Below are 21,994 nucleotides of genomic sequence, written 5' to 3' on the forward strand. Positions count from 1 at the left end.
GAACTGCTCACCACCCTCTACTGCTACGTGGCCCACGGCTTCGACCGGCGACGCACCGCACGCGCGCTCCACGTGCACCCCAATACCGTCGACCTCCGTCTCGAGCGCATCGCCCAGCTGACCGGCCTGGACACCGCACCCGCCAACGGAATGTGGCACCTGCGCTCGGCGCTCATCGCCCGAAGCTACCGAGCACAGTCGGACGCCTGAGTATCGTTCGCGCTATGCCCGAGCTGATTGCGCCCACCACACGCCTGCACGCCGCCTGGCTCGAGGCGCACCAGGAGTGGGGGCCCGGTGTCCACGAGGACGGTTTCGGCCTGCGGTTGTCCGACCAGGTCGGCTCGCTCGAGGGGTTCGCGGCCTGGGTCGCGCGGTTGTCCGGCGCACCGGACCCGGCAAAGGTCGTCCCCGTGCGCACCGTCTATCGGTGGATCGTCGACGGCGACCGGGTACTCGGCGGTATCGCGCTCCGGCACGGGTCCGACGAAGTCGTCGAGCGGACGGGCCATATCGGCTACGGCATCCGGCCCTCCGCGCGCCGCCGCGGGGTCGCGACCTGGGCGCTCGGCCGGATGCTCGACGAAGCCCGGGTGCTCGGCATGAGCCGGATACTGGCCATCTGCGCGGCCGACAACATCGCCTCGGCGAAGACGATCGAACGGCACGGTGGCGTGCTGGAGAGCATCCGGGACACCGATCTCGGGCCCGCGTGCCGCTACTGGATCGAAATCGGCGGGCCCAGAGCATGATTCGGCGCCCCGGTTGGGTGCGGAAGCGAATACGCCGAGCGTAAACGGCGCGCGATCGCCTGATTCCGTCGCGACGCCGCGCCCGGCAATCGCTGACCCGGCAGACATCCACCGACCGAGGTCTTCTCCCGTTCCGAACGAGGGCTAGCGCAGAACCACCGAATTTCGCCACGGCGCAGCCGACCACGACTACGCCCGAAGTGTCCGCTTCGTCCTCCCCGGCGCCGTCGGGTCACTTCGCCCGGACAGTGGACTCGTCGCGTCCGCCCGACGGCATACCTTCGTCGTGACGGCCGAGTCCCGGACAACCAGCAGGTGAATCGACCTGATGATGCACGCCGAATCGAACGCGCTGGTCTAGGGTGTGGGTGCGGCGAGGTCGCACAGTCAGTGATGCGTGAACAGCGAGCGGTACGTTCCGTGGTTTTTCCACCGAATCGAAAGGCGCTGCATGTCTGGAGACTTGACGCAACTAGAGCTTTTGCGGGAGCTGGAGCCGGTCGTCGCGACCAATATCGACCGGCATCTGTCCACCGCCAAGGAATGGTGTCCGCACGACTACGTGCCCTGGGACGAGGGCCGCAACTTCGCCGCGATGGGCGGCGAGGATTGGCATCCCGAGCAGTCGCGGCTCTCGGAGGTCGCCAAGGTCGCGATGATCACGAACCTGCTCACCGAGGACAACCTGCCGTCCTACCACCGCGTGATCGCCGAGAACTTCTCGCAGGACGGCGCGTGGGGCACCTGGGTGGGCCGCTGGACCGCCGAGGAGAACCGCCACTCCATCGCCATGCGCGATTACCTCGTCTGCACCCGCGCGGTCGATCCCGTCGCCTTGGAGAACGACCGGATGGTGCACATGACCCGCGGTGTGCATACCCCGCCGGGCTTCGGCGGTGTGTGTGATCAGGTCGCGTACGTGACGTTCCAGGAGCTGGCCACCCGGGTCAGCCACCGCAGCACGGGACGGGTCTGCGAAGACCCGATCGCCGACCGGCTGCTGCAACGGATCGCGGCGGACGAGAACCTGCACATGATGTTCTATCGCAACGTCGCGGCCGCCGCGTTCGACATCGCTCCCGACCAGACGATCGAGTCGGTGACGCCCATCGTGAAGTACTTCGCCATGCCGGGCGCCGGCATGCCGAACTGGCGACGCAATGGCGTGTTGATGGTCAAGCACGGGATCTACGACCTGCGGCAGCACCTGGACGAGGTCGTCATGCCGATCCTGCGCATCTGGAACGTCTTCCACCGCACCGACTTCACCGCACGCGGCGAACGCAGCCGCGAAGAACTCGCCGAGTACATCGAGAAACTCGGACGCGACGTCATCCGGTTCGAAGAACAACGCGAACGCATCCTGGCTCGCGAAGCGGCGCGCGTCGGATAAGGCAAGCCATCGATCATTGATCCGACTGTTCGGACCGGCCATACCGGCCGGTCCGAACAGCTGTGTACGGGTACCGAGATCAGGGACGAACCGCCACGTTTCCCGGCCCGCACTCGACCCCGAGTCCTCCGATGATTATTTTTCGGTTTCGTACACTGTCGGCTCTTCGATGATCCGCGTGCCGACGCGAGATTCCACGGGATCGAAGCCCATTGTCGTCCTTGCGAGACAACGGAGTTCGCGCGGTCCATACTCGGATCGTTCACGCGGGCACGGTGCGGCGATCGGGGTCGTCACACGGTGCGTGGCGAAATCAAGCACTACGTCCATCGCAGGGGTTGACGGTGTCGGCATTCGAAATGATTTCATCGACCATCGCGGCTGTGGCAGTCATAGTCAATATCGCGGCACTGCTATTCCTCGGCATGCAGGTCAGGCAGGGCGTGCACAATGCTTCCGCTGCCGAGGTCACCAGGAAAGAGGAATGGGCCCAGCAGCGCAAAGAGGCGAGCATGCAGTTCTATATGACTACGCTCGAGCGCCGCGAACATCACAGAAGAGAGCTGCCACCCGACCGGGATCGTGAATCCATTCGGCGCATCCTCGCGGAAACCAAGAACGACCCGGCAAAAGACGCCGCAGTCCGCGGGTACCTCAACTACCTCGAGATGCTCGGCACCGGTGTCAACACCGGCATCCTCGACCTAGAGGTCATCGAACAGTTCGGGGGCGGGACCATGATCGCGGCCTGGAACAGTTACGGATTCTGGATCGTCGAAGTCCGCAAGGAGTTCTCGGCGCCCGATATATACCGCCAGTTCCAGATCATGGCTCGAACAATCGCCGATCGACGCGGCGTGGAGGTATGGAGCCCGGAGTCCGAGCCTCGTTCTCCAATGCCGACGAACGCACCCGACGAAGCGGCCCCCGAAGCCGACCCCGTCCGAGAATCCACCGCGGCAGCCTCCGGCGGCCGGTAGACCTACGCACCCTCCGCGGCGTCACTCCCGACCGGCTTCTCTCCGCACCCAGAAGGCGAACCGTTCCGCCGGGCGTCGGTAGCGCCTGGAAGGATTCGGGACATGAGTACCACCGGGGACGATGTCCGTGCCTATGCCTTGTCGTTGGCGGAGACGAACGAGCAGTTCGCTTGGGGGATGCCGATTTTCCGGGTGGCCGGGAAGTTGTTCCTGACATTGCCCGAGAACGAGACATCGATGGCGGTGCGGTGCCCGGCGATCGATCGGGACGAGCTGGTGGTGGCGGAGCCGGAGAAGTTCTGGATCGCGGCGCACGAGGCGAACAATCCGTGGGTCCGGGTGCGGCTCGCGGCGCTGGACGACCGGGACGAACTCGAGGCGATCGTGCTGGACTCGTGGCGGCAGGCCGCCCCTCGCCATCTGCTCGACGACGCGGAGTGAACGACAGCGCCGCCGCCCATGCCGAGGGGCGGCGGCGCTGTCGAACTGGGCGCGGCTCAGTGCTTGGTGAGCAGCTTCGCCTTCACCGCGTCCAGGGTCGCCGCGTCGATGCCGAGGCCCTCGGACAGGAAGCGGTCGAAGGAACCGTAGGACTGCTGGACCTGGTCGAAAGCGGCGTCGAGGAAGTCGCGCTGCACGCCGACGATGGGCTCCCAGAGCGCGCGGTCCTGCACGAGGCCCTGCTGGACGAGGGCGTCGAGCAGCGCCTTGTTGCCCGCGGCGAGATTGTCGTTGGACTCCAGGAAGTCGTTGTAGATCTGGCCCTTCGGGACGTCGAGGGCGCTCATGAGGATGGCGGTCATCCAGCCGGTGCGGTCCTTACCCGCGGTGCAGTGGTAGAGCACCGCGCCCTGAGCGCCCGCGATCTCGCGGAACGCCGAGGCGAACTGGCCGCGAGCAGTCGGGTCGGTGACGAACCAGCGGTAGTAGGTGCGCATGATCTCGGCGCCCTTGCCGTCGCCCAGCACCCGCTGCTGCTCCTCGGGACCGGCCTGGATGAGCCGGGAGACCATGACGAAGAAGTCGTTGGCCGGGTCGTACACCGGCAGCTCGGTGCGCCGCACGCCGGACGGGATCTTGTCGGGATCGCGGCCCGCCTCGATAGGGCTGCGGAAGTCGATGACCTGAGTGATGCCCAGCTCCACCAGCTTCTGCTGTTCGCCTGCGTCGAGCTTGGCGAGCGCGTCGGTGCGGTAGACGACACCGCTGGCGACGCGGCTGCCGCCCTTGGCCGGGTAGCCGCCGATGTCGCGGGCGTTGGGCGCGTGCGCCAAGCCCATCGGCCGGTCGGCCTTGCCCGGCGATTCGAGGACCGGGACCGCCGGGCCCGCGAGAGCGGGCGCGACGGTGACCGGCAGGACGCCGAGGAGTACCGCGGCAGAGGCCGCGACGAGGCCGCGCATGGCGCGTGAAATGGTCACAGGGAGTGTTCCTTTCGATCCTGGGACGGAGGTTTTCACGATCAGTCGGCGAGCAGCGTGACGGTGCCGGCGGCCCCGTCCACGCGCACCCGCTGTCCGTCGGACAGGCTGGTGGTGGCGGTCTTGGTGTCCACGACGCAGGGGATGCCGAATTCGCGCGCCACGATGGCGGCGTGCGAGGCCGAGCCGCCGATGTCGGTGACCACGGCGGCGGCGTAGGCGAACATCGCGGTGTGCCCGGTGTCGGTCACCGAGGCGACCAGAATGTCGCCGGGTTCGATGTCGTCGTCGAGCGAGAGCACCAGCTTCACGGTGCCTTCCACCACGCCGGGGCACACGCCGATACCGGTGAGGCTCTCGTCGGCGGCCAGCGCGCCCGCGTCGGCGACCGGTTCCCACTGTCCGGCAACGACATCGGGCATCCGGATGTCCCGCAGGCGTTTGCGCTCGGCGCGGCGGCGGCCCACCCGCTCGGCCGCATCCGCGGGGAGGCAGAAGATCTCGTCCAGGCTGAGGTAGCAGGCGTCGTCGGTCTCGCGCAGCAGACCGGCTCGGATCAGCCGGTCGGCGCGCTCGCGCACCGCCATGCGCAGGCAGTGCGTGATCCGCACGACGGCGTCGCGGGCCCGTTCCCTGGCGACCGTCGCGCCCGCCGCCATCCGCGCCGTGCGGCTCGTATTCGCCGGAACGGGTTCGCGCGTCGGCGCGGGCATTTGGGCGGCCCGCGCGGCAGCGGTCACCAACAGCGCGGGACGGTCGCCGAAGGTCGGATTGATCAGTTCGCATTCGCCGGGGCCGCGGTGGCCGATCCTGGCGAGTTCCTCCTCCAGTGCGGCGGCGAAGGCAGGCGAGGCGGCCCGCGCCGCCGCGACGTCTCCCGTGCCCGCGATCTCCAGCAGCGCCGAATCGGCGCGGCAGAGGGCGGCCAAACGCTCCACCGCGAGCATCGGTTTCGCCGATTCCAGCCGGTTCAGGTCGATCGCGACCTCGCCCGCGTTCTTGCCGCGGGCGTGCACGGCGGTGGCGGCGCCGGTCATCATGACGCCGATGGAGGCCGCCTGCCATGCCTGGTGCAGCCGGTCGCGCCAGAGCAGCGCCCGCACGTGCAGTTGCTCGTCGGTGAGGGCCGCGATCTGTTCGGCCGTCAGCGCCTCGGTGTGCGAGGCGGCGTTGATCAGTTCCGCGGTCGCAACGAAACGACGGGCGGTGGCGATGACCCTGGAGGTGGCGCGCCAAGTGGCGGCGGTGCTGGCCAGGCCCGTCGGCATCGGCGGCTTCCCGTGCGGCTGTAGCGGAATCTCGTCCGGGATGTTGCCGTAGGCGTCGCGGCGGATGCTCTCCTCGTCCCAACCCGGCATGTTCTCGGCGGCCAGCACGCCGATCGAGGCGTTGATGTAGATGTGGTGGCCGAGCACGGTGGTCACCCGGCTCGTCCAGTGCTCCAAAGCGATTCCGTCGAGCGCGATCATGGTGCCCATCGCCTCGTTGGCGAGCCGGATCGCACCCGCGTGCAGGTCGATGGTGAGCGGCGTCATCGGACCGGGCAGCGCCTCGGAGGTGTTGGTGGCGGTATGCACCGGGTAACGCGGGTCGACGCGGTCGTCGAACTCGCCCTCCAGCCCCTCGGGGGCGACGTCGACCAGACGGTGCCGGTCGGAGGTGGCGGCGCGCGAGGGAATCACGTGCGCGGGCAACGGGATCGCACCACAGCGCGTACGGAAGGAACCGCCCGACGGTTTGCGGCCGACCAGGCCGCGCACCAGATCGGCCGCCGTCTCCGCCGCGGTCCATCCGCAGCGGAACCCCCAGTCCTGCTGCGCCACCGAGGAATTCAGCAGCGGTCGGCGCGCCGACCAGCCCGGAACCCAGGCGGAGTAACGTACCCCGGCCGCGCGCATCAGCGCCCGCACTTCGTCGGTCGTCACCACGCCCGGTGCGGCCAGCTCGACCACGCCGATCCGAGGCGAGGTCGCCGCCACCACCAGGAAACGGTCCAGGTCGTCGCTGTGCAGCAGCTGGAAACCACCACCGGACTTGGCGCCGAGGATCGGTTCGAGCGCACGGCGGGTCTCGTGACCGATCCGGCGTCCCGCGACCTGCGCGGTGCGCACCAGCAGGTGGTCGGCGCCCGATTCCCGAAGCCGTTCGGCGACTTCGGATTCCGGTACGCCAGCCGAGCGCGCCCCCGCCACGACCGGAACCACCACGCGCGCACCGGCATTCCGCGCCGCCGTGGCCATCGCACCGACGCTCGGGCCTGCCAGGTGGACGACGGTGTCGCAGCCCGCGACGGCCTCGGCGCAGGCCGCGGCGTCGGCCGGATCGCCCGCGGTGAACCGCACGCGGGGGTCGACGAAGCGGTGCCACCGGCGGTCCAGGCCGGCCACGTCGTGCCCGGCGGCCAACAGCATGCGCGCCACCGCCCGACCGCTCGGCTCGGTGATTCCGGTGATCAGGACCCGCATCGATATCCTCTCCTCACTGCGCCACCACAAACGTGACGTCGTTCACACACCTTTGCCAGTACGCGACCGCACCAGCCGGTTCAGTCCCACTGAGCGGGAGGTGGCAATCAGCTACCGAGATGATCGGTATCGGGTCGCCCGCTGAGGGGCGACTGTCGCAGGCATGAGCGAACGCAGTGAGCGAATCGTGTGCCGGCGCGCATCGCGCATGCCGGAGCCGAGCGTCAGCGAGGCCCGGGCATGAGCGAAACTCTGGACGCTCGCCGCTCGGTCGCGCCGCGGCCCGCGGCGGAGGTCGACGCCTACGACATCGACACCGACGTTCTGGTCGTCGGCTACGGATGTGCCGGAGCGGCAGCGGCTTTCGAGGCGGCCCAGGCGGGCGCGCGGGTGCTGGTGCTGGAGCGCTCTGGCGGGCCGGGCGGCGCCTCGGCCATGTCGGGCGGCGAGATCTACCTCGGCGGCGGCACACCCATCCAGCAGGCGTGCGGTTTCACCGACACCCCCGAGCAGATGGCGGCGTTCCTGCGTGCCGCGCTCGGCCCCGGCGCGGACGAGGCCAAGATCGAGCGGTACTGCGCCGACAGCGTCGAGCATTTCCACTGGCTGGTGGCGCGCGGCGTGCCGTTCCAGCCGACCCTGTGGGACGCGCCCGCCTGGGTGCCGCCCACCGACGACGGACTCATGTGGCTCGGCGAGAACAGCTGGCCGTTCACCGAACTCGCGACGCCCGCCCCGCGCGGACACCGGCCCGCCGCCAACGATTTCGGCGGCAAGCTGCTCATGGACGTGCTCACGGCGGCGGCCGAACACGCCGGTGTGACAACACAATTCGACAGCTACGCGACGAATCTGATCAGCGCCGAGGACGGCACGATCACCGGCGTCACCGCGCGCCGCTACGGCCGCGAGTTCGCGGTGCGCGCGCGGCGCGGCGTCGTGCTCACCACGGGCGGGTTCGTCGACGACGACGGGATGCTGGCCGCCCACGCGCCCCGCCTGCTGCACCACACCAAGGTCAGCGCGGGCACCGACGACGGCAGTGGCATCCGGATGGCGCAGGCGGCGGGCGCGGCCGTGCGCCACATGTCCGCGGGACAGGTCGGCATCGCGCTGATCCCCGGATTCGCGGCCCGCGGCATGGTCGTCAACGGTCGCGGCGCGCGCTTCGTCAACGAGGACACCTACCCGGGCCGCATCGGCCAGGCCGCCCTGTTCCGGCAGGACAACATGGACGTCTGGGTGGTGCTCGACGAACAGGCCTACGAGGCCGTGCCGGAACCGCAGCGCTGGGGCGTGCGCCCCACCCACGTCGCCGAGACCGCCGAGGAGCTCGAGCAGCTGATCGGCACCCCGCCCGGCGCGCTCGCCGCGACCATCGCCAGGTACAACGAATTCGCCTCGCGCGGTGTGGATCCCGATTTCCACAAGGCGCCGCGCTGGCTGCGTCCGCTGACCGCTCCGCTGGCCGCCATCGACGTGCGCGCGGGGGTGCGCCCGCCCGCGGAGACCGGCGACCGGCGCGGCACCGGCGCCTCGGTGTTCACCCTCGGCGGCCTGCACACCACCGTGGACGGCGCGGTGCTCGATCTCGACGGCACGCCGATCCCGGGGCTGTTCGCCGCGGGCCGCGCCAGCTCCGGCCTGCACGGCGAGGGCTACATCAGCGGCACGTCCCTCGGTGACGGCACGTTCTTCGGCCGCCTCGCGGGCCGCGCCGCCGCCGGCTGAGCGCCGGAAATCCCAGCTCACATGGTTCCGATCACCGGGACTGACCTACCGGACGCGGGGTGGACCGCCCTAGCGTCACCACCATGGCGGGGGCCGCGCGTGCGGTTCCCGGCCCGACGAAACACAGGAGGACACCCGTCATGACCAACAAGGTGCTCGATCGGGTCCGTGACCTGCTTCCGGCGATCCGCGAGCGCGCCGCGGACACCGACGCGCAGCGGCGGGTCCCGGTGCAGAGCATCCGAGAGCTGACCGAGGCAGGCGTGTTCCGGATGCTGCAGCCCGCCCGGTTCGGCGGTGACGAGTCCTCCCCCGTGGCCTTCTACGAGGTGATCCGCGCGATCGCCTCGGCGTGCCCGTCCACCGGCTGGGTGTCCTCGGTGCTCGGCGTGCACCCGTGGCAGCTCGCGCTGTTCCCGCTGGAGGCTCAGGAGGAGGTGTGGGGCGCCGACTCCGACACTCTCATCTCCTCGTCCTACGCGCCGACGGGCATCCTGACCCCGGTCGAGGGCGGCTACGAGGTGAGCGGACGGTGGAGCTTCTCCTCCGGCTGCGATCACGCCGAGTGGGCGTTCCTCGGCGCGCTGGCGCCCGACGAGAACGGCAGGCCCAGCGACTATCTGACGATCTTGGTGCCGTGCGCGGACTACGTCATCGACGACGTCTGGCACGTGGTCGGCCTGTCCGGCACCGGCAGCAACGACATCGTCATCGAGAAGGCGTTCGTGCCGCACCACCGCGCCTACAGCGCGACCGAGCAGTCGCAGCTGCGCGGGCCGGGCCAGGAGGCGAATCCCGCTCCGCTGTACAAGATTCCGTTCGCGGGTGTCTTCTCCAACACCATCACCGCGCCGATCATCGGCGCCGCCCAGGGCGCCTACGAAGCGCATATCGAGCGGATGCGGGAACGGGTCCGGCTGTCCTACGGCGGCCAGAAGGTGGCCGAGGACGCTTTCGCTCACGTCCGGGTCGCCCGCGCCGCCTCCGAGATCGACGCCGCGATTCTGCAGATGGAGCACAACATCTCCGAGCAGCTGCGCTATGCCGAAGCGGGCGAGCCGATTCCGGACGAAGTGCGCCTGCGCACCCGCCGCGACCAGGTGCGCGGCACCGAGCGGGCAATTCAGGCGATCGAGCTGCTCTTCGACAACTCCGGCGGCCACTCGATCCGCAAACCGAATGCGATCGAACGGCATTGGCGCGACGCGCACGCGGGCAGCGTGCACGTGATCAACGACGTGGAGCGCGCGCTGGCCATGTTCGGCCGCGGCGAATTCGGCCTGACCGTCGAAGATCGGATGGTGTGACGGTGGCGCTCACCGCGGAGGAGACCACCCGCTGGGTGACGGTCGACGGACTGAAACTTCGCTACCACGAGGCGGGTTCGGGTCCGCCGCTGGTGCTGCTGCACGGATCGGGTCCCGGCGTGTCCGGCTGGGCCAACTTCGGCGGCAATCTCGCGGCGCTGTCCGAGCATTTCCGGTGCCTGGTGCTCGACCAGCCGGGCTTCGGCGCCAGCGCGCGCCCGGAGGTCTACGACCGCAACTATCTTCGCATCTCCGCCGACGCCGTGATCGGCCTGCTCGACAGCCTGGAGCTGCCGAGCGCGCACCTGCTCGGCAATTCGATGGGCGGCGCGGTGGCCACGCTCGTCGCCCTCGATCACCCCGGGCACGTCGACCGGCTGGTGCTGATGGCGCCGGGCGGGGTGGGGGTGAACGTGCTGGGTCCCGAACCGTCCGAAGGCATTCGGCGACTGCTCGACTTCACCGCCGACCCGACGCGCGAGCGAGTGCAGGCATGGCTGCGCACCATGGTCTTCGACGAGCGGATCCTCACCGACGAGCTCGTGGACGCACGCCTGGCCGCCGCGGCGGAACCCGCTGCCATCGCCGCCATTCGCGACGCCTACGCCACGTTCGCCGATCCCGCACTGGCCGAACGGGTTCCGCTGTGGGCGCGGCTGCGCGGCCTGCGCAACGAGGTGCTGATGCTGTGGGGCCGTGACGACCGGGTGACCCCGGTCGAGGGCGCCCTGCTCCCCTCGCGGCAGCTGCCGAACGTCGATCTGCGGCTGTTCGGGCGCTGCGGGCACTGGGTGCAGATCGAACGCAAGGCGGCCTTCGAACGCGCCGTCGCCGATTTCCTCCGGCACGGGCTGTAAGCCGCGGTGCGGGCGTGCCCACCGGCCCGCCCGCACCGAAAATCGAAGGCGCCCTTCCCGACCGGACGATAGCCTCGGCCCATGACGTGGACCGCCCCCGAGATCGAACGGACACCCACCCCGCTCGTCGCCGACGAGCGACCCATGCTGCAAGCCTGGCTCGATCGGCACCGCGAGACCTTGCTCTGGAAGTGCGCCGGTCTGAATGCCGAGCAGCTGCGCTCGCGCCCGCTGGCGCCGTCCGGCCTCTCGCTGCTCGGCCTCGTCCGTCACATGAGCGAGGTGGAACGCGGCTGGTTCCGCATCGCCGCGGCCGGTGCGCCGCTGGACTACCTCTACTGTTCGGAGGACAACCCGGACGGCGATTTCGACGACGTCGCCGACGCCGATCCCGAGGACGCCTTCGCCACCCATCACCGCGAGGTGCGCGCCGCCGATGCCGCGGTCGCCGCGCTCACGCTGGACCACACGTTCACGCACCCACTGCGCACCGCCGTCTTCAGCCTGCGCTGGGTGTATGTGCACATGATCGAGGAGTACGCCCGCCACAACGGCCATGCCGATCTGCTGCGCGAACACATCGACAGTCGCACGGGACACTGACCACACCGGCACGGCGCACTTACGATGCTGATCGTGTCTGATGTTGTGCGTGACGGTGATTCGGGCGCCGGGCCGGTCGGGCAGGGTGCCTGGTGGAGGGATCCGGTGTTGCTGGTGCGTGGGGATTTCGAGCGTGTGTGGGGGCTGCTCGATTCGGCGCCGGACGCTCAGGCCCGCTCGGTGGCGGCGGTATATCGGGCATCGGCACATCTGCACGGTGACGCTTCGCCTGCGGTGCGTCGGCAACTGCTGGCGCTGGACGCCGCCCGGTACGGACACCGAGAGCTGGCCGCCATGATCACCGCCGTACCTGTGGACGGGGGAGAACACGCGCGGTGGGGGGTGGAGTGGGCCACTGCCAGCCAGGTCGATTCCCGTTTTCGATACGCCCTGACCGGCTGGAAGGTGCCGTCTGTGGCGACAGCCGTGGTGGATGGGCGTGCCGTCGCCGTGGGCCCGTCGTGGAGCGGGGGCAACAACAGCAGGGCACTTCGGGTGTGGGACCTGATGACCGGCGAGCAGATCGGCGAGCCCTTGGTCGGCCATGACGGTTCGGTGCGAGCGGTGGCGACGGGAGCGATGAACGAGCGCCCTGTCGCCCTCACCGGAAGCGAGGACGGAACGGCGCGGGTGTGGGACCTGTTCGGCCACAGGCAGATCGGCGAGCCCCTGGCCGGCCACGACGGCTGGGTGCTGTCCGTGTCGACGGCCCTGGTGGACGGCCGCCTCGTTGCGGTCACCGGCGGTACCGACCACACGGCGCGGGTGTGGGACCTCGGCACCGGACGGCAGATCGGCGTTCCGTTGGCAGGCCACAGCCACTGGGTGGTGGCGGTGGCGACAGCCGTGGTGAACGGCCGTCCCGTCGCCGTCACCGGCAGCTGGGATGCCACGATCCGGCTATGGGACCTGCGTACCGGAGTGCAGGTCGGCGATCCGCTGACCGGCCACACCGATCAGGTGCTGGCGGTGGCGACGGCCGTGGTGGACGGTCGGCCGGTCGCCGTCACCGGAAGCAATGACAAGACGACAAGAATGTGGGATCTCACCACCGGTGAACAGGTCGGCAATCCTCTGACCAGCCACTCTCACAAGGTAGGGGCCGTCGCGACAACCATGGTGAACGGCCGCCCGGTCGCCCTCACCGGCGGCGGGGACGCCACGGTCCGAATGTGGGACCTGACGACCGGCGAGCAGTTCAGCGACCCGCTGACCGGCCACACCGATCAGGTGGGCGCCGTGACGGTGGAGGATGTGGACGGTATCCCCGTCGCCGTCACCGCCGGTGCGGTCACCGATACCGATCACACGGTACGCACGTGGAGCCTGCGGGAGCGCCGCCGGACCGCCGAACCCTCGGATGGGCCCAGCGGCACCGTGGTCGCGATGGCGACGGCGACGGTGGACGGGCGGTCGGTCGCCGTCACCGGCAGCGGCGACGGCACGGCCCGCATATGGGATCTCGCCGCGGGTGAGCGCATGGGCGCCCCCCTCACCGGCCACACCGGTGAGGTGCACAAGGTGGCGGCCGGGACGGTGGAAGGCCGCCCGGTCGCCGTCACCGGCGGCCACGACGCACTCCGGCTGTGGGACCTTGCCACGGGTGACCCCCTCGGCGAACCGCTGACCGACCCCGACGGACCCACCATCGCGCGGGCCATGGCAATGGTGGACGGCCGTCTCCTGGCCGTCACCAGCGGCGGCCATCGCAGCGGCAGACCCCTGCGGGTATGGGACCTGGCCGCCCGCGAGCCGATCGGCGGATTCCCCGCAGGCCGCCGCCGCGGCTACGCCGACAAGGTGATCGCGGTGACGTTGGGGCAGCTGGACGGCAGGCCGGTCGCCGTCACAGGCGCCGACGACCGAACGGTACGCGTGTGGGACGCGACCACGGGGAAGCAGCTCGGTGAGCCCCTGATCGACCATGACTGCTCGGTGCGGGCAGTGGCCACGGCGGCGGTGGAAGGCCGCCTGATCGTGGTCATCGGCAGCGACAACATGACAGCGCGAACAGCAGACCTGACCACGGGCCTGCTGATCGGCGAACCTCTCCGCGGCCACACCGACGTGGTGTGCGCGGTGGCCGCGGGCACGGTGGACGGACGCCCCATCGCTGTCACCGGGAGCTGGGACGCCACGGTGCGCGTGTGGGACGCCATGACGGGCGAACAGATCGGCGAGCAGCTGGTGTTCCCCGCGATGGTGAACGCGGTCGCCGTGACGCCGGATGGGCGCCTGGCAGTCGGATTCGGCACGGAGCTGGCCATCCTGGCCCCGCGCTGACCCCGTCCTCCTCAGCCCTCCCGGCAGGGCCGGGACCTAGCGCAGATGCTCGGCGACCCAGCTCGCGATCTGGGTCCGGGAATCGAAACCGAGTTTGGTCATGATGTGGTCGACGTGGCTTTCCGCCGTCCGCACCGAGATCACCAGTTCGGCCGCGACGCGTTTGTTGCTGTACCCGGCGGCGACCAATTTGGCCACGTCCTTCTCCCGCCGCGTGAGCGCGTCGGCCGCAACGGGTTTGGGGGCACGCTCGACGACGATCGGCGCGGTGCCCAGCGCGTAGCGCACCGCCTCGTCGGTGTCCAGCGCGGCGCCGCTGTCGAAGGCGGCGCGAAACTCCTTGTCGCCCATCGCCCGATGCACCTGGTCGCGCACCTTGTCGCCGACCACCTCGGTCATCGCGTGCGCCAGCCGCTGCTTGCTGCCGTGCCGCACCGTGGACGCCGCGCCCATCAGTCGCGCCGCCCGCACCCGATCGCCTTCGGCGGCCGACACCCAGGCCAGCCCGTCGAAACCCGAAGCGGTCCAGACACATCGGTCGAACAGCCGGAACTGCTCGACCGCGTGCCGCAGGTCGACGGCGGCGCGGTCCTGTTCGCCGTGGCGCCAATGATTCGTGCCCACCGCCCAATACGCGAGCCCGCCGAGCAGATGCGAACCGTGCTCGGCGGTTCTGGCCAGGAAGTGTTCGGCGATGGCGTCGGCGCGCTCGTCCTCCAGCACGAGCGCGCACACGTAGGCGAAGGCGAAGCTCTCCATCTCCGTGCCGTGGTGGGTGACCTCGCCCGCGCGTTCGGCCGCCGTGAGCGCGATCTCCAGCGCGCGGTGCGGATCGTTGCCGCTGAAGGCCAGCAGCGCCGAGAGCAGCGTCGCCTCCACCAGGACCTCGGCGGCGTCGAGTTCGATGGCCAGCTCGACGCATTCGCGGGCGTAACGGGTGGCCTCGGCGTTGTCCGACAGCATCGCCGCGATCACCGAGGCGGCCGCGAGCGCCCTGGCCCGATCGACGGTGTGCGCCTTGTCCTTTGCGATCGCCTCCACCAGCCAGCGGTAGCCCTCCAGCAGGAACCGGTAGTGCTCCCAGAACGGGCGGAGTTCGGTCGCGATCTCCAGCGCCCGATGAGCGCCGTCCGGATCGGACAGCGAGAAGTGCAGCGCGGCACGCATATTGGCGTGCTCCCTGGTGACGTCGCGGAACCAGGTGACGTCCTCGCCGCCCCAGTAGGCGGTGCGGCCGCGGCGGGCGATGCGGTGGTAGTGATCGCGATGGCGGATGCGCACGGCCCGTTCGTCGCCCGCGGCGGACAGCCGGGCCAGCGCGAACTGCCGCAGCGGCTCCAGCATGGTGTAGCGGCCGCTGCCGTCGCTGTCGTGCCGGTGCCCGAGCACCGATTTCTCGACCAGCCCGGTCAGCGCGTCCACCAGCGCGTCGGGCGGATCCACCACGCACACCGCCTCGGCCGCGTCCAGATCGAAGCCGCCCGCGAACACGGCGAGCTGCTCCCACAGCCGCTGCTCGTCGGGCGTACACAGGTCGTAGCTCCAGCTGATCGCGGCTTCCAGCGTCTGCTGGCGGCGTGGTGCGGTGCGCAGGCCCGTGGTGAGCAGCCGCATCGCGTCGTCGAGGCGGGCCAGCACCTGGTCGGGGGTGAACATCCGCAGCCGCAGCGCCGCCAGTTCCAGCGCCAGCGGAATGCCTTCGAGCCGACGGCAGATCGCCGCCAGGACGCCGAGATTGGCTTCGGTGACCCGGAATTCGGGGTTGGCGGCCGCCGCGCGGTCGATGAGCAGGCGCAGCGCCTCGCTCTCGCCCGCGACGATCTCCCCGGTCAGCTCGTCGGCCGCGGGGACGGGCAGCGGGGCGACCGGCATGACCTGCTCGCCGTCTACGCCGAGCGGCTCGCGGCTGGTCGCCAGGATCCGCACGCCCTCGGTGGCCGGGATCAGCCTGCTCACCAGCGCCGCGCAGGCGTCGATGAGGTGTTCGCAGTTGTCCAGGACGATCAGCAGGTTCTTGTCGGCGAGGAACTCGACGAGCCCGGCCAGCGGAGCGCTGGTGTCGTCGCGCAGGCCGAGCGCCTGCGCGACGCTCAGCGCCACCAGATTCCCGTCGTGGACGTGGGCCACCTCGACCAGCCACACCCCGTCGGGAAACGCCCGCCGGACCGACTCGCCCACCCGCCGTGACAACCGGGTCTTGCCCACGCCGCCGGGCCCCGTCAGGGTGAGCAGCCGTGTGGTGGACAGCAGCCGTTTCGCCGCGGCGACCTCTTCCCCACGTCCGACGAAGCTCGTCACCTCCGCGGGGAGATTTCCTGTCACGTGCCGCACCACGCCGATTACCTTCGCACGTGCGGCCGACACGGCGGGCGTTTTGCCGCTATTCGGGCGCCGATGCCATGCGGTTGGCGGCCCGCACCAGGGCCGCGAGCGAGGCCGCGAGCACGGAGTCGCCGCGACCGCAGCACCAGCCGGTCCGCTCCCCCGCCCGGTATTCCAGATAGGCGATCGCACCGCCATCGCCTGCCGCGCCGATCGTCTGCTGAGTCAGGGTCAGCACCCGCACCGGCAGGCCCGCCGCCGCCAGCGCGGCGGTGAGCGCCTCGACCGGTCCAGCGTCGCGGTGCTCGCTGGTCGACGTCTCCCCGCCGACGGTGAGCGTGATGTCCGTGGTCGTGGCGCCGGTGTTCCACTGCTTCAGCACCACCGGAGCGGATTCGGCGTCCGCCAGGTACGCGGCGGTGAACAGCTCGTGCAGCTCCGCCGCGGTGATCTCCAGTCCGGTGTGGTCGGCGTGTACTTGGACGCGGCGGGCGAACTCGATCTGCCACCGCCGCGGCAGGTCGAGGCCGTATTCGGTGTGCAGCAGGTAGGCGATGCCGCCTTTGCCGGACTGGGAGTTGACGCGGACGACGGCGTCGTAGGAGCGGCCGAGGTCGGCCGGGTCGATCGGCAGATACGGTACGCGCCAGTCGATCTCGCGCTCCGGCCGCCCGGTCGCCGCGGCGCGGGCGCGGTGTTCGGCCATGCCTTTCTTGATGGCGTCCTGATGGGTGCCGGAGAACGCGGTGTGCACGAGCGCGCCCACGTACGGGTGACGTTCGTGGATGGGCATGCGGGTGCAGTACTCGACCGTGCGCGCGATCTCGTCCACATCGGAGAAGTCGATCATCGGATCGACGCCCTGCGCGTGCAGGTTCAGCGCCAGCGTCGCGAGATCGACGTTGCCGGTGCGCTCCCCGTTGCCGAAGACGCAGCCCTCCACCCGCTGGGCGCCGGCCAGCACCGCCAGCTCGGCGCAGGCGACGCCGGTGCCGCGGTCGTTGTGCGGATGCACCGAGAGGATCACGCTGTCCCGGCGGGACAGGTTGCGGTGCATGTACTCGATCTGGTCGGCGTACACGTTCGGGGTGGCCACCTCGACGGTGGCGGGCAGGTTCAGCACGACGGGTCGTTGCGGGGTGGCGTCCCACAGGGTCGTCATGCGGTCGCACAGGTCGAGCACGAAATCGGGTTCGGTCAGATTGAACACCTCCGGCGAGAACTCGAATCGCACCGAAGGCAGGTCACCGGCGAACTCGAGCACGTCGCGGCCGCCCGCCAGGATCAGCTCGCGCAGCGCGTCGCGGTCCTTGCCGAGCACCACCTCCCGCCAGGTCGGAGCGGTGGCCGTGTACATGTGCACGACCACCTCGTTGCGCAGGCCGCGCACGGACTCCACCGTGCGTTCGATGAGATCGCGCCGCGCCGGAGTGAAGACGACGATGGTCACGTCCTCGGGCGCGAGATCGGTGTCGGCGAGCAGTCGTACGAAATCGAAATCGGTCTGCGAGGCCGACGGGTAGCCGACCTCGATCTCCTTGTAGCCCATAGCGACCAGCAGTTCGAAGAAGCGCCGCTTCCGGTCGGGGTCCATCGGCTCGGCGAGCGCCTGATTGCCGTCGCGCAGGTCCACCGGGACCCAGAGCGGCGCGGCGGTGATCCGCGCGTTCGGCCAATCACGCTGTGCCAGTGGGACATCCACACGGTCGTAGACGCTGCGATACCGGTGCGACGGCATCCGCGAATGCCGCTGTCTGTTCCAGTCCGGCGCACCGGCGGCGAAAGGCCCGGCGGGGGTATCGATGGTGGGGAAAACGCTCGTGGTCATGGAGGTTTCTGCTGCTTTCCGGCCGAGGCGGCCTGCGCATACGAAGCGATGACCGGCCACGACGAAGCCCCACGGCGGGCGGCCGGTCGGTCAGGCCCCGCCGTGGCGGCTAAGCAGAAGCATGCGCGTCATGATGGCTAGACTATACACAACTCCTCAGACAAGTAGAGAGGTTCGGATGGTCTCGCAGGTTCGCCGCCACCCGCTCGCCGCACAGGCGGCCGAGCTGTTGCTGGCCCGTGTGCGCGCGGGCGAATGGCCGCTCGGACACCGCCTGCCCGGCGAGACGACGCTGGCCGCGCAGCTCGGCGTCGGCCGGTCGACGCTGCGCGAGGCCATCCGCGAACTGGCGGGCAAGGGCGTGCTCGACAGCCGTCAGGGCGCGGGGGTGTTCGTCACCGCGCTGGACGTGACCGAGGAGTGGGACGCGGTGCTGCGCCGCGCCGCCATCGCGTCGGTGATCGAGGCCAGGATCGCCATCGAAGCCGAGGCCGCCGCGCTCGCCGCCGCCCGGCGCACGCCCGCGGACCTGCGGACGATCCGGCGCGCCCTGGCCGCACGCGAGGCTCGGGGCGAGCCGGTCGATGAGCACGTCGACGCCGACATGGCGTTCCACCGCGCGGTCATCGTCGCGGCGCACAACGACGTGCTCACCCAGCTCTTCGACAGCTTCCTGCCCCGCCTGCGTCAGGCCATGATCGACATGCTGAAGATTCGCCCCGTGCCCTCCGAACCCGAGGACCACGAGGCGCACATCCGGCTGGTCGATGCCATCGCCCACCGAAATCCCACGGCCGCAGCCGAATTCAGCCGCGCCCATCTCACCGCACTGAAAGCGGCGTTCTCGTGACTGCCGAGGAAGGAACATCCGTGACCACACCCGTGCTCGAGCTGACCGACGTGACCTTCCGCCGCGACGGCAAGCAGATCATCGACGGCATCTCGCTCACCGTGCGCGCGGGCGAACACTGGGCACTGCTCGGGCCCAACGGGGCGGGTAAGAGCACGCTGCTCGGATTCTGCGGCGCGGTCACCTTTCCCACCTCGGGCACGGTGCGCATCTTCGGCGAGCGAATGGGGCGCGTCGAACTCGCGGCGCTGCGCCACGCGATCGGCCACGTCAATCCGCGCCATCCGCTGCGCTATTCGCTCACCGTTCGCGAGGTCGTGCTCACCGGCCTCACCGCCACCATCGACACCCCGATGCGCTGGACACCCACCGCGGAGCAGTTGCGCAGGGCCGACGCCATGATCGAGTCCGTCGGCCTGAAAGGCAAGGGGGACAACACCTGGCCGACCCTCTCGCAGGGTGAGCGCGGGCGCACGCTGATCGCCCGCGCGCTCGTCGCCGAACCACGGCTGCTGCTGTTCGACGAGCCGACCACCGGTCTCGACGTGGCCGCCCGCGAACAGCTGCTGGAGACCATCGACGGCCTCGACCGCACCCATCCCGAGGTCGCGTCGGTCCTGGTGACCCACCATCTCGAGGAACTGCCGACCAGCACGACGCACGCCCTGCTCATCGCGGAGGGCCGCACCGTCGCCGCGGGCCCGGCCCGCGACACCCTCACCACCGGCACCGTCTCCGCGGCCTTCGACCATCCCGTCGAGGTCGCGTACAACCGCGGACGCTGGACCGCGCGCGCGAAGGTCGATCCGCTTCGCACCTTCGCCCAGTGACGCGGACACCAGACCACGGAGCGCTCAGTCCCCGTCGCGGCGTGCGGCGTCGAGGCGAGCTTCGGCCTCGGCCAGCTCACGCAGTGTGAGCAACTGCTTGCGGGTCATGAAAACGTCACCGAAGGCGAGCGGCCGGGCGACGATTCGCGGTGTACCGAAGCGCGCTCGAACCACGAGCCGAGTGCCCGCCCCCTCCGGGCGCACGGCGTAGGTCACGGCGATCCGTCCGGCGACCAGCGTGATGTGTCGACCGAGGACGAACGACTTCAGGTCGAAGGCCGACATGAATCGCTGACCGACCTCGAGTTCGGTGAGATGCGGGTCGCGCTCACGCGGGCTGCGCTTGCCCCAGTTGTCCAGCAGATCGTAACTGTATGGCGCGACCCGCAATTGACACAGCCAGCTGTAGACCAAGCACGGCGACGCGGCGATGCTGATGGCCCGATCGGCTTGCAGCCCACGGGGTTCCAGCTCGTCGCACGGCAACGGAGCGTCGCGCTCGGCTTCGGTGGCGCCCCAGACCGTTCCGCTGATCATGCCGCGGCCGCGATTCGGCCGAGCATGCGCCGCACCACGAACGCGTGACCGCCGCTGCCGACCACCAGCGCGCGATAGATCCTGCCGTGCAGACCGGGAAAATCCCCTCTGCTCACGGCCCGCACCCTGGTCCGGCTCGGCCCCTCGTCATCGAGTTCGAAGATCAGCTCGTAACGGGAGAACCAGTGCTGCCCGTGCATCGCGAACCGGGCCGGTTCCTCGGCGGTGTCCAGGACGAATCCGGAGGGAACGGTGGCTGGGTCGTGCGGGTCCTTGCAGACGACTCGAAGCAGCGCTTTCCAGGTCCGGTCGCGATTCGCGTCGACTTCTCTGGCATGCTCGTCGATATAAGACAATCGCTCCATATAGAAGGAACGTACTAGTAGATGGCGCCACCCCGCAAGCACGACACCGATGTGATCCTCGACGCAGCGCGCGCCCTCGTGCTCGCCGACGGACCGCGCGCGGCCAGCGTGGCGGCCATCGCCAAAGCCAGCGGCGCGCCGGTCGGCACGCTGTACCACCGCTTCGGCAATCGCAACGGCGTGCTCACCGCCGCGTGGATTCGCGCGCTGGATCGCTTCCAGCAGCGGACCTTGGCGGCCGCGGACCACCCCGACCCCGTCGAGGCCGGGGTCGCCATGGCGGGCGCGGCCATCCGTTTCGGCCGTGAGCTGCCCGAGGACGCCAGGCTGCTGCTCGAGCTGCGCCCGCGCGACCTGCTCGACGGCGGCCCCGACGCGGAATTCCGCGCCCGGCTGGACCGGATGAACGCGCCGCTGATCGACCACCTGCGCCGCGTCACCCGCGACCTGTTCGGGACAGAAGGGCACCGGGAGATCGACGCGGTCAGCCGCGCGGTGGTCGACCTGCCCTACGCCGCCCTGCGCAGGCACGCGCACGCCCCGGCGCTGCCGGACTGGCTGGACGCCGACCTGGCCGCCGCCACCCGAGCCCTGCTCGAGTCGTACCGCCGCTGAGCAGCGTGTTCAGTCGCCCGCGACCAGCGCGGGGGTGAGTTCGTCGAGCCCGCCGATGACCTGAGCGGCGAGCGCGACGGCATCGGGGTCGAGCGGATACTCCGGACGCGGCGCGGCGATCACGCGCATGCCCGCGGCGTGCGCGGCGCGCAGCCCGTTGCTCGAGTCCTCCACGGCCGCGCAGTCGGTCGACTTCTTGCGCAGGAAGCCCGCGACCGCCACGTACACATCCGGCGCGGGCTTGCCGCGATCGACCTCCTCGGTGGAGAACGTCACGTCGAAGAACTCGATCAGCCCGGTGCGGCCGAGGACGGTGTCGATCAGCGTCCTGGGCGAGGAGCTGGCCACCCCGAGCGGCCAGTTCTCGCTCATCCGCTGCACCGCGGACACGGCGCCGGGCAGCAGCGGCACCGTCCGGTCGTAGTGCGCGGCCATCCGCTCGATGACGTCGTCGGCCACCCGTTCCGGCGGCTCGCCGACCCCGAGCTCACCGCTGAGATATTCCGACCACTCCCCCGTGCTCATGCCCATCAGTCGCTTCTGCGTATCCGGTAGCCAGCGGCCGCCCTTCTCGGCGACGTACTCGCGCCGCACCTGCTCCCAGACCGGTTCGGAGTCGATCAGCACGCCGTCCATGTCGAACACGACTGCCGTAATACGCATCGGTGCAACGCCTTTCGCCGTTCACGAGGGCACGCCCGCCGGGCCGTCACGGACCGGCCGCGCCGAGCTCGCGTGGTGTATCGGTAGACCTGATGGGTGAACGGGTACCCAGCGTAGGGGTGTCCGATTCCCCGCGCGGCCCGGGGCCGCCGGTAGGCGCCTCCCCCGCCGCGCGAGCATCCCACGGGCTAC

At 70.1% G+C, this 21,994-nt stretch carries 20 protein-coding genes; 13 read left to right on the forward strand and 7 right to left on the reverse strand.

The window, feature by feature from the left end; genetic code table 11:
• The first annotated feature begins 27 nt into the window (after positions 1–27).
• The 5 genes from AC3ERS_RS34365 (at position 28) to AC3ERS_RS34385 (ending at position 3,566) form a co-directional block, all read left to right on the forward strand.
• On the forward strand, positions 28–210 hold the full coding sequence (locus AC3ERS_RS34365; RefSeq protein ID WP_431972327.1) for a helix-turn-helix domain-containing protein: 183 nt from the start codon (positions 28–30) through the stop codon (positions 208–210).
• Between the two features lie 14 nt (positions 211–224).
• The gene (locus AC3ERS_RS34370; protein ID WP_431972328.1) at positions 225–752 is read left to right on the forward strand and encodes a GNAT family N-acetyltransferase; all 528 of its coding nucleotides are present in this window, start codon (positions 225–227) and stop codon (positions 750–752) included.
• 451 nt (positions 753–1,203) lie between these two features.
• Positions 1,204–2,145, forward strand: a complete 942-nt coding sequence (locus AC3ERS_RS34375; RefSeq protein ID WP_431972329.1) for an acyl-ACP desaturase — start codon at positions 1,204–1,206, stop codon at positions 2,143–2,145.
• 344 nt (positions 2,146–2,489) lie between these two features.
• Positions 2,490–3,125, forward strand: a complete 636-nt coding sequence (locus AC3ERS_RS34380; RefSeq protein WP_431972330.1) for a DUF4760 domain-containing protein — start codon at positions 2,490–2,492, stop codon at positions 3,123–3,125.
• A gap of 102 nt (positions 3,126–3,227) precedes the next feature.
• Entirely contained in the window at positions 3,228–3,566 is a 339-nt protein-coding gene (locus AC3ERS_RS34385; RefSeq protein ID WP_431972331.1) for an MmcQ/YjbR family DNA-binding protein, read from the forward strand.
• Positions 3,567–3,622: 56 nt separating this feature from the next.
• Here the strand turns inward: AC3ERS_RS34385 and AC3ERS_RS34390 are convergent, their stop codons facing one another.
• Positions 3,623–4,546 carry a tyrosine-protein phosphatase gene (locus AC3ERS_RS34390; RefSeq protein ID WP_431972332.1) on the reverse strand — a complete coding sequence of 308 codons (924 nt, stop codon included), beginning with the start codon at positions 4,544–4,546 and terminating at the stop codon, positions 3,623–3,625.
• Positions 4,547–4,587: 41 nt separating this feature from the next.
• Complete coding sequence (locus AC3ERS_RS34395; RefSeq protein ID WP_431972333.1) at positions 4,588–7,011, reverse strand: PEP-utilizing enzyme; 2,424 nt, start codon at positions 7,009–7,011, stop codon at positions 4,588–4,590.
• A 240-nt stretch (positions 7,012–7,251) separates the two neighbouring features.
• Between AC3ERS_RS34395 and AC3ERS_RS34400 the strand changes: the two genes are divergently transcribed.
• The 5 genes from AC3ERS_RS34400 to AC3ERS_RS34420 all read left to right on the forward strand — a co-directional run bounded on the left by AC3ERS_RS34400 (position 7,252) and on the right by AC3ERS_RS34420 (position 13,792).
• A complete protein-coding gene (locus tag AC3ERS_RS34400; protein ID WP_431972334.1) occupies positions 7,252–8,742 on the forward strand; it encodes an FAD-dependent oxidoreductase in 1,491 nt (496 codons plus the stop codon).
• Between the two features lie 140 nt (positions 8,743–8,882).
• Positions 8,883–10,049, forward strand: coding sequence for a 3-hydroxy-9,10-secoandrosta-1,3,5(10)-triene-9,17-dione monooxygenase oxygenase subunit (hsaA, locus tag AC3ERS_RS34405; RefSeq protein WP_431972335.1), 1,167 nt, complete (start codon positions 8,883–8,885; stop codon positions 10,047–10,049).
• Between the two features lie 2 nt (positions 10,050–10,051).
• A complete protein-coding gene (locus tag AC3ERS_RS34410) occupies positions 10,052–10,906 on the forward strand; it encodes an alpha/beta fold hydrolase (RefSeq protein WP_431972336.1) in 855 nt (284 codons plus the stop codon).
• 81 nt (positions 10,907–10,987) lie between these two features.
• Positions 10,988–11,509 (forward strand): DinB family protein, encoded by a 522-nt coding sequence (locus tag AC3ERS_RS34415; RefSeq protein ID WP_431972337.1) that lies wholly within the window; start codon positions 10,988–10,990, stop codon positions 11,507–11,509.
• A 33-nt stretch (positions 11,510–11,542) separates the two neighbouring features.
• Positions 11,543–13,792 carry a WD40 repeat domain-containing protein gene (locus AC3ERS_RS34420; protein ID WP_431972338.1) on the forward strand — a complete coding sequence of 750 codons (2,250 nt, stop codon included), beginning with the start codon at positions 11,543–11,545 and terminating at the stop codon, positions 13,790–13,792.
• 36 nt (positions 13,793–13,828) lie between these two features.
• Here AC3ERS_RS34420 and AC3ERS_RS34425 read toward each other — a convergent pair whose 3' ends face one another.
• Together AC3ERS_RS34425 and AC3ERS_RS34430 are read right to left on the reverse strand one after the other, a co-directional pair.
• Positions 13,829–16,114, reverse strand: coding sequence for a LuxR C-terminal-related transcriptional regulator (locus tag AC3ERS_RS34425; protein ID WP_431972339.1), 2,286 nt, complete (start codon positions 16,112–16,114; stop codon positions 13,829–13,831).
• Positions 16,115–16,172: 58 nt separating this feature from the next.
• Positions 16,173–17,852 carry a 2-isopropylmalate synthase gene (locus AC3ERS_RS34430; RefSeq protein ID WP_431972366.1) on the reverse strand — a complete coding sequence of 560 codons (1,680 nt, stop codon included), beginning with the start codon at positions 17,850–17,852 and terminating at the stop codon, positions 16,173–16,175.
• Positions 17,853–18,120: 268 nt separating this feature from the next.
• Here AC3ERS_RS34430 and AC3ERS_RS34435 point away from each other — a divergent pair, with 268 nt between their 5' ends.
• Complete coding sequence (locus tag AC3ERS_RS34435) at positions 18,121–18,792, forward strand: FadR/GntR family transcriptional regulator (protein WP_431972340.1); 672 nt, start codon at positions 18,121–18,123, stop codon at positions 18,790–18,792.
• Positions 18,793–18,812: 20 nt separating this feature from the next.
• Complete coding sequence (locus tag AC3ERS_RS34440; RefSeq protein ID WP_431972341.1) at positions 18,813–19,622, forward strand: ABC transporter ATP-binding protein; 810 nt, start codon at positions 18,813–18,815, stop codon at positions 19,620–19,622.
• Positions 19,623–19,646: 24 nt separating this feature from the next.
• Here the strand turns inward: AC3ERS_RS34440 and AC3ERS_RS34445 are convergent, their stop codons facing one another.
• Both AC3ERS_RS34445 and AC3ERS_RS34450 read right to left on the reverse strand, forming a co-directional pair.
• Entirely contained in the window at positions 19,647–20,159 is a 513-nt protein-coding gene (locus AC3ERS_RS34445) for a hypothetical protein (protein ID WP_431972342.1), read from the reverse strand.
• Positions 20,156–20,524: a hypothetical protein gene (locus AC3ERS_RS34450; RefSeq protein ID WP_431972343.1), complete on the reverse strand. Its 369-nt coding sequence runs from the start codon at positions 20,522–20,524 to the stop codon at positions 20,156–20,158. The genes AC3ERS_RS34445 and AC3ERS_RS34450 overlap by 4 nt, the downstream gene beginning before the upstream one ends.
• 21 nt (positions 20,525–20,545) lie before the next feature.
• Between AC3ERS_RS34450 and AC3ERS_RS34455 the strand changes: the two genes are divergently transcribed.
• Entirely contained in the window at positions 20,546–21,139 is a 594-nt protein-coding gene (locus AC3ERS_RS34455) for a TetR/AcrR family transcriptional regulator (RefSeq protein ID WP_431972344.1), read from the forward strand.
• Positions 21,140–21,148: 9 nt separating this feature from the next.
• On the opposite strand, the gene AC3ERS_RS34460 is transcribed toward AC3ERS_RS34455, so the two are convergent.
• Positions 21,149–21,802: an HAD family hydrolase gene (locus tag AC3ERS_RS34460; RefSeq protein WP_431972345.1), complete on the reverse strand. Its 654-nt coding sequence runs from the start codon at positions 21,800–21,802 to the stop codon at positions 21,149–21,151.
• Positions 21,803–21,994 lie beyond the last annotated feature (192 nt).

The organism is Nocardia sp. bgisy134 (assembly GCF_057708325.1).

Bases quoted from the DNA above. Each gene is read 5' to 3' on its own strand.
- AC3ERS_RS34370 (WP_431972328.1), top strand. From the start codon at position 225: ATGCCCGAGCTGATTGCGCCCACCACACGCCTGCACGCCGCCTGGCTC.
- AC3ERS_RS34375 (WP_431972329.1), top strand. From the start codon at position 1,204: ATGTCTGGAGACTTGACGCAACTAGAGCTTTTGCGGGAGCTGGAGCCG.
- AC3ERS_RS34385 (WP_431972331.1), top strand. From the start codon at position 3,228: ATGAGTACCACCGGGGACGATGTCCGTGCCTATGCCTTGTCGTTGGCG.
- AC3ERS_RS34395 (WP_431972333.1), bottom strand. From the start codon at position 7,011: ATGCGGGTCCTGATCACCGGAATCACCGAGCCGAGCGGTCGGGCGGTG.
- AC3ERS_RS34400 (WP_431972334.1), top strand. From the start codon at position 7,252: ATGAGCGAAACTCTGGACGCTCGCCGCTCGGTCGCGCCGCGGCCCGCG.
- hsaA (WP_431972335.1), top strand. From the start codon at position 8,883: ATGACCAACAAGGTGCTCGATCGGGTCCGTGACCTGCTTCCGGCGATC.
- AC3ERS_RS34415 (WP_431972337.1), top strand. From the start codon at position 10,988: ATGACGTGGACCGCCCCCGAGATCGAACGGACACCCACCCCGCTCGTC.
- AC3ERS_RS34430 (WP_431972366.1), bottom strand. From the start codon at position 17,852: ATGCCGTCGCACCGGTATCGCAGCGTCTACGACCGTGTGGATGTCCCA.
- AC3ERS_RS34435 (WP_431972340.1), top strand. From the start codon at position 18,121: ATGGTCTCGCAGGTTCGCCGCCACCCGCTCGCCGCACAGGCGGCCGAG.
- AC3ERS_RS34445 (WP_431972342.1), bottom strand. From the start codon at position 20,159: ATGATCAGCGGAACGGTCTGGGGCGCCACCGAAGCCGAGCGCGACGCT.
- AC3ERS_RS34450 (WP_431972343.1), bottom strand. From the start codon at position 20,524: ATGGAGCGATTGTCTTATATCGACGAGCATGCCAGAGAAGTCGACGCG.
- AC3ERS_RS34455 (WP_431972344.1), top strand. From the start codon at position 20,546: ATGGCGCCACCCCGCAAGCACGACACCGATGTGATCCTCGACGCAGCG.
- AC3ERS_RS34460 (WP_431972345.1), bottom strand. From the start codon at position 21,802: ATGCGTATTACGGCAGTCGTGTTCGACATGGACGGCGTGCTGATCGAC.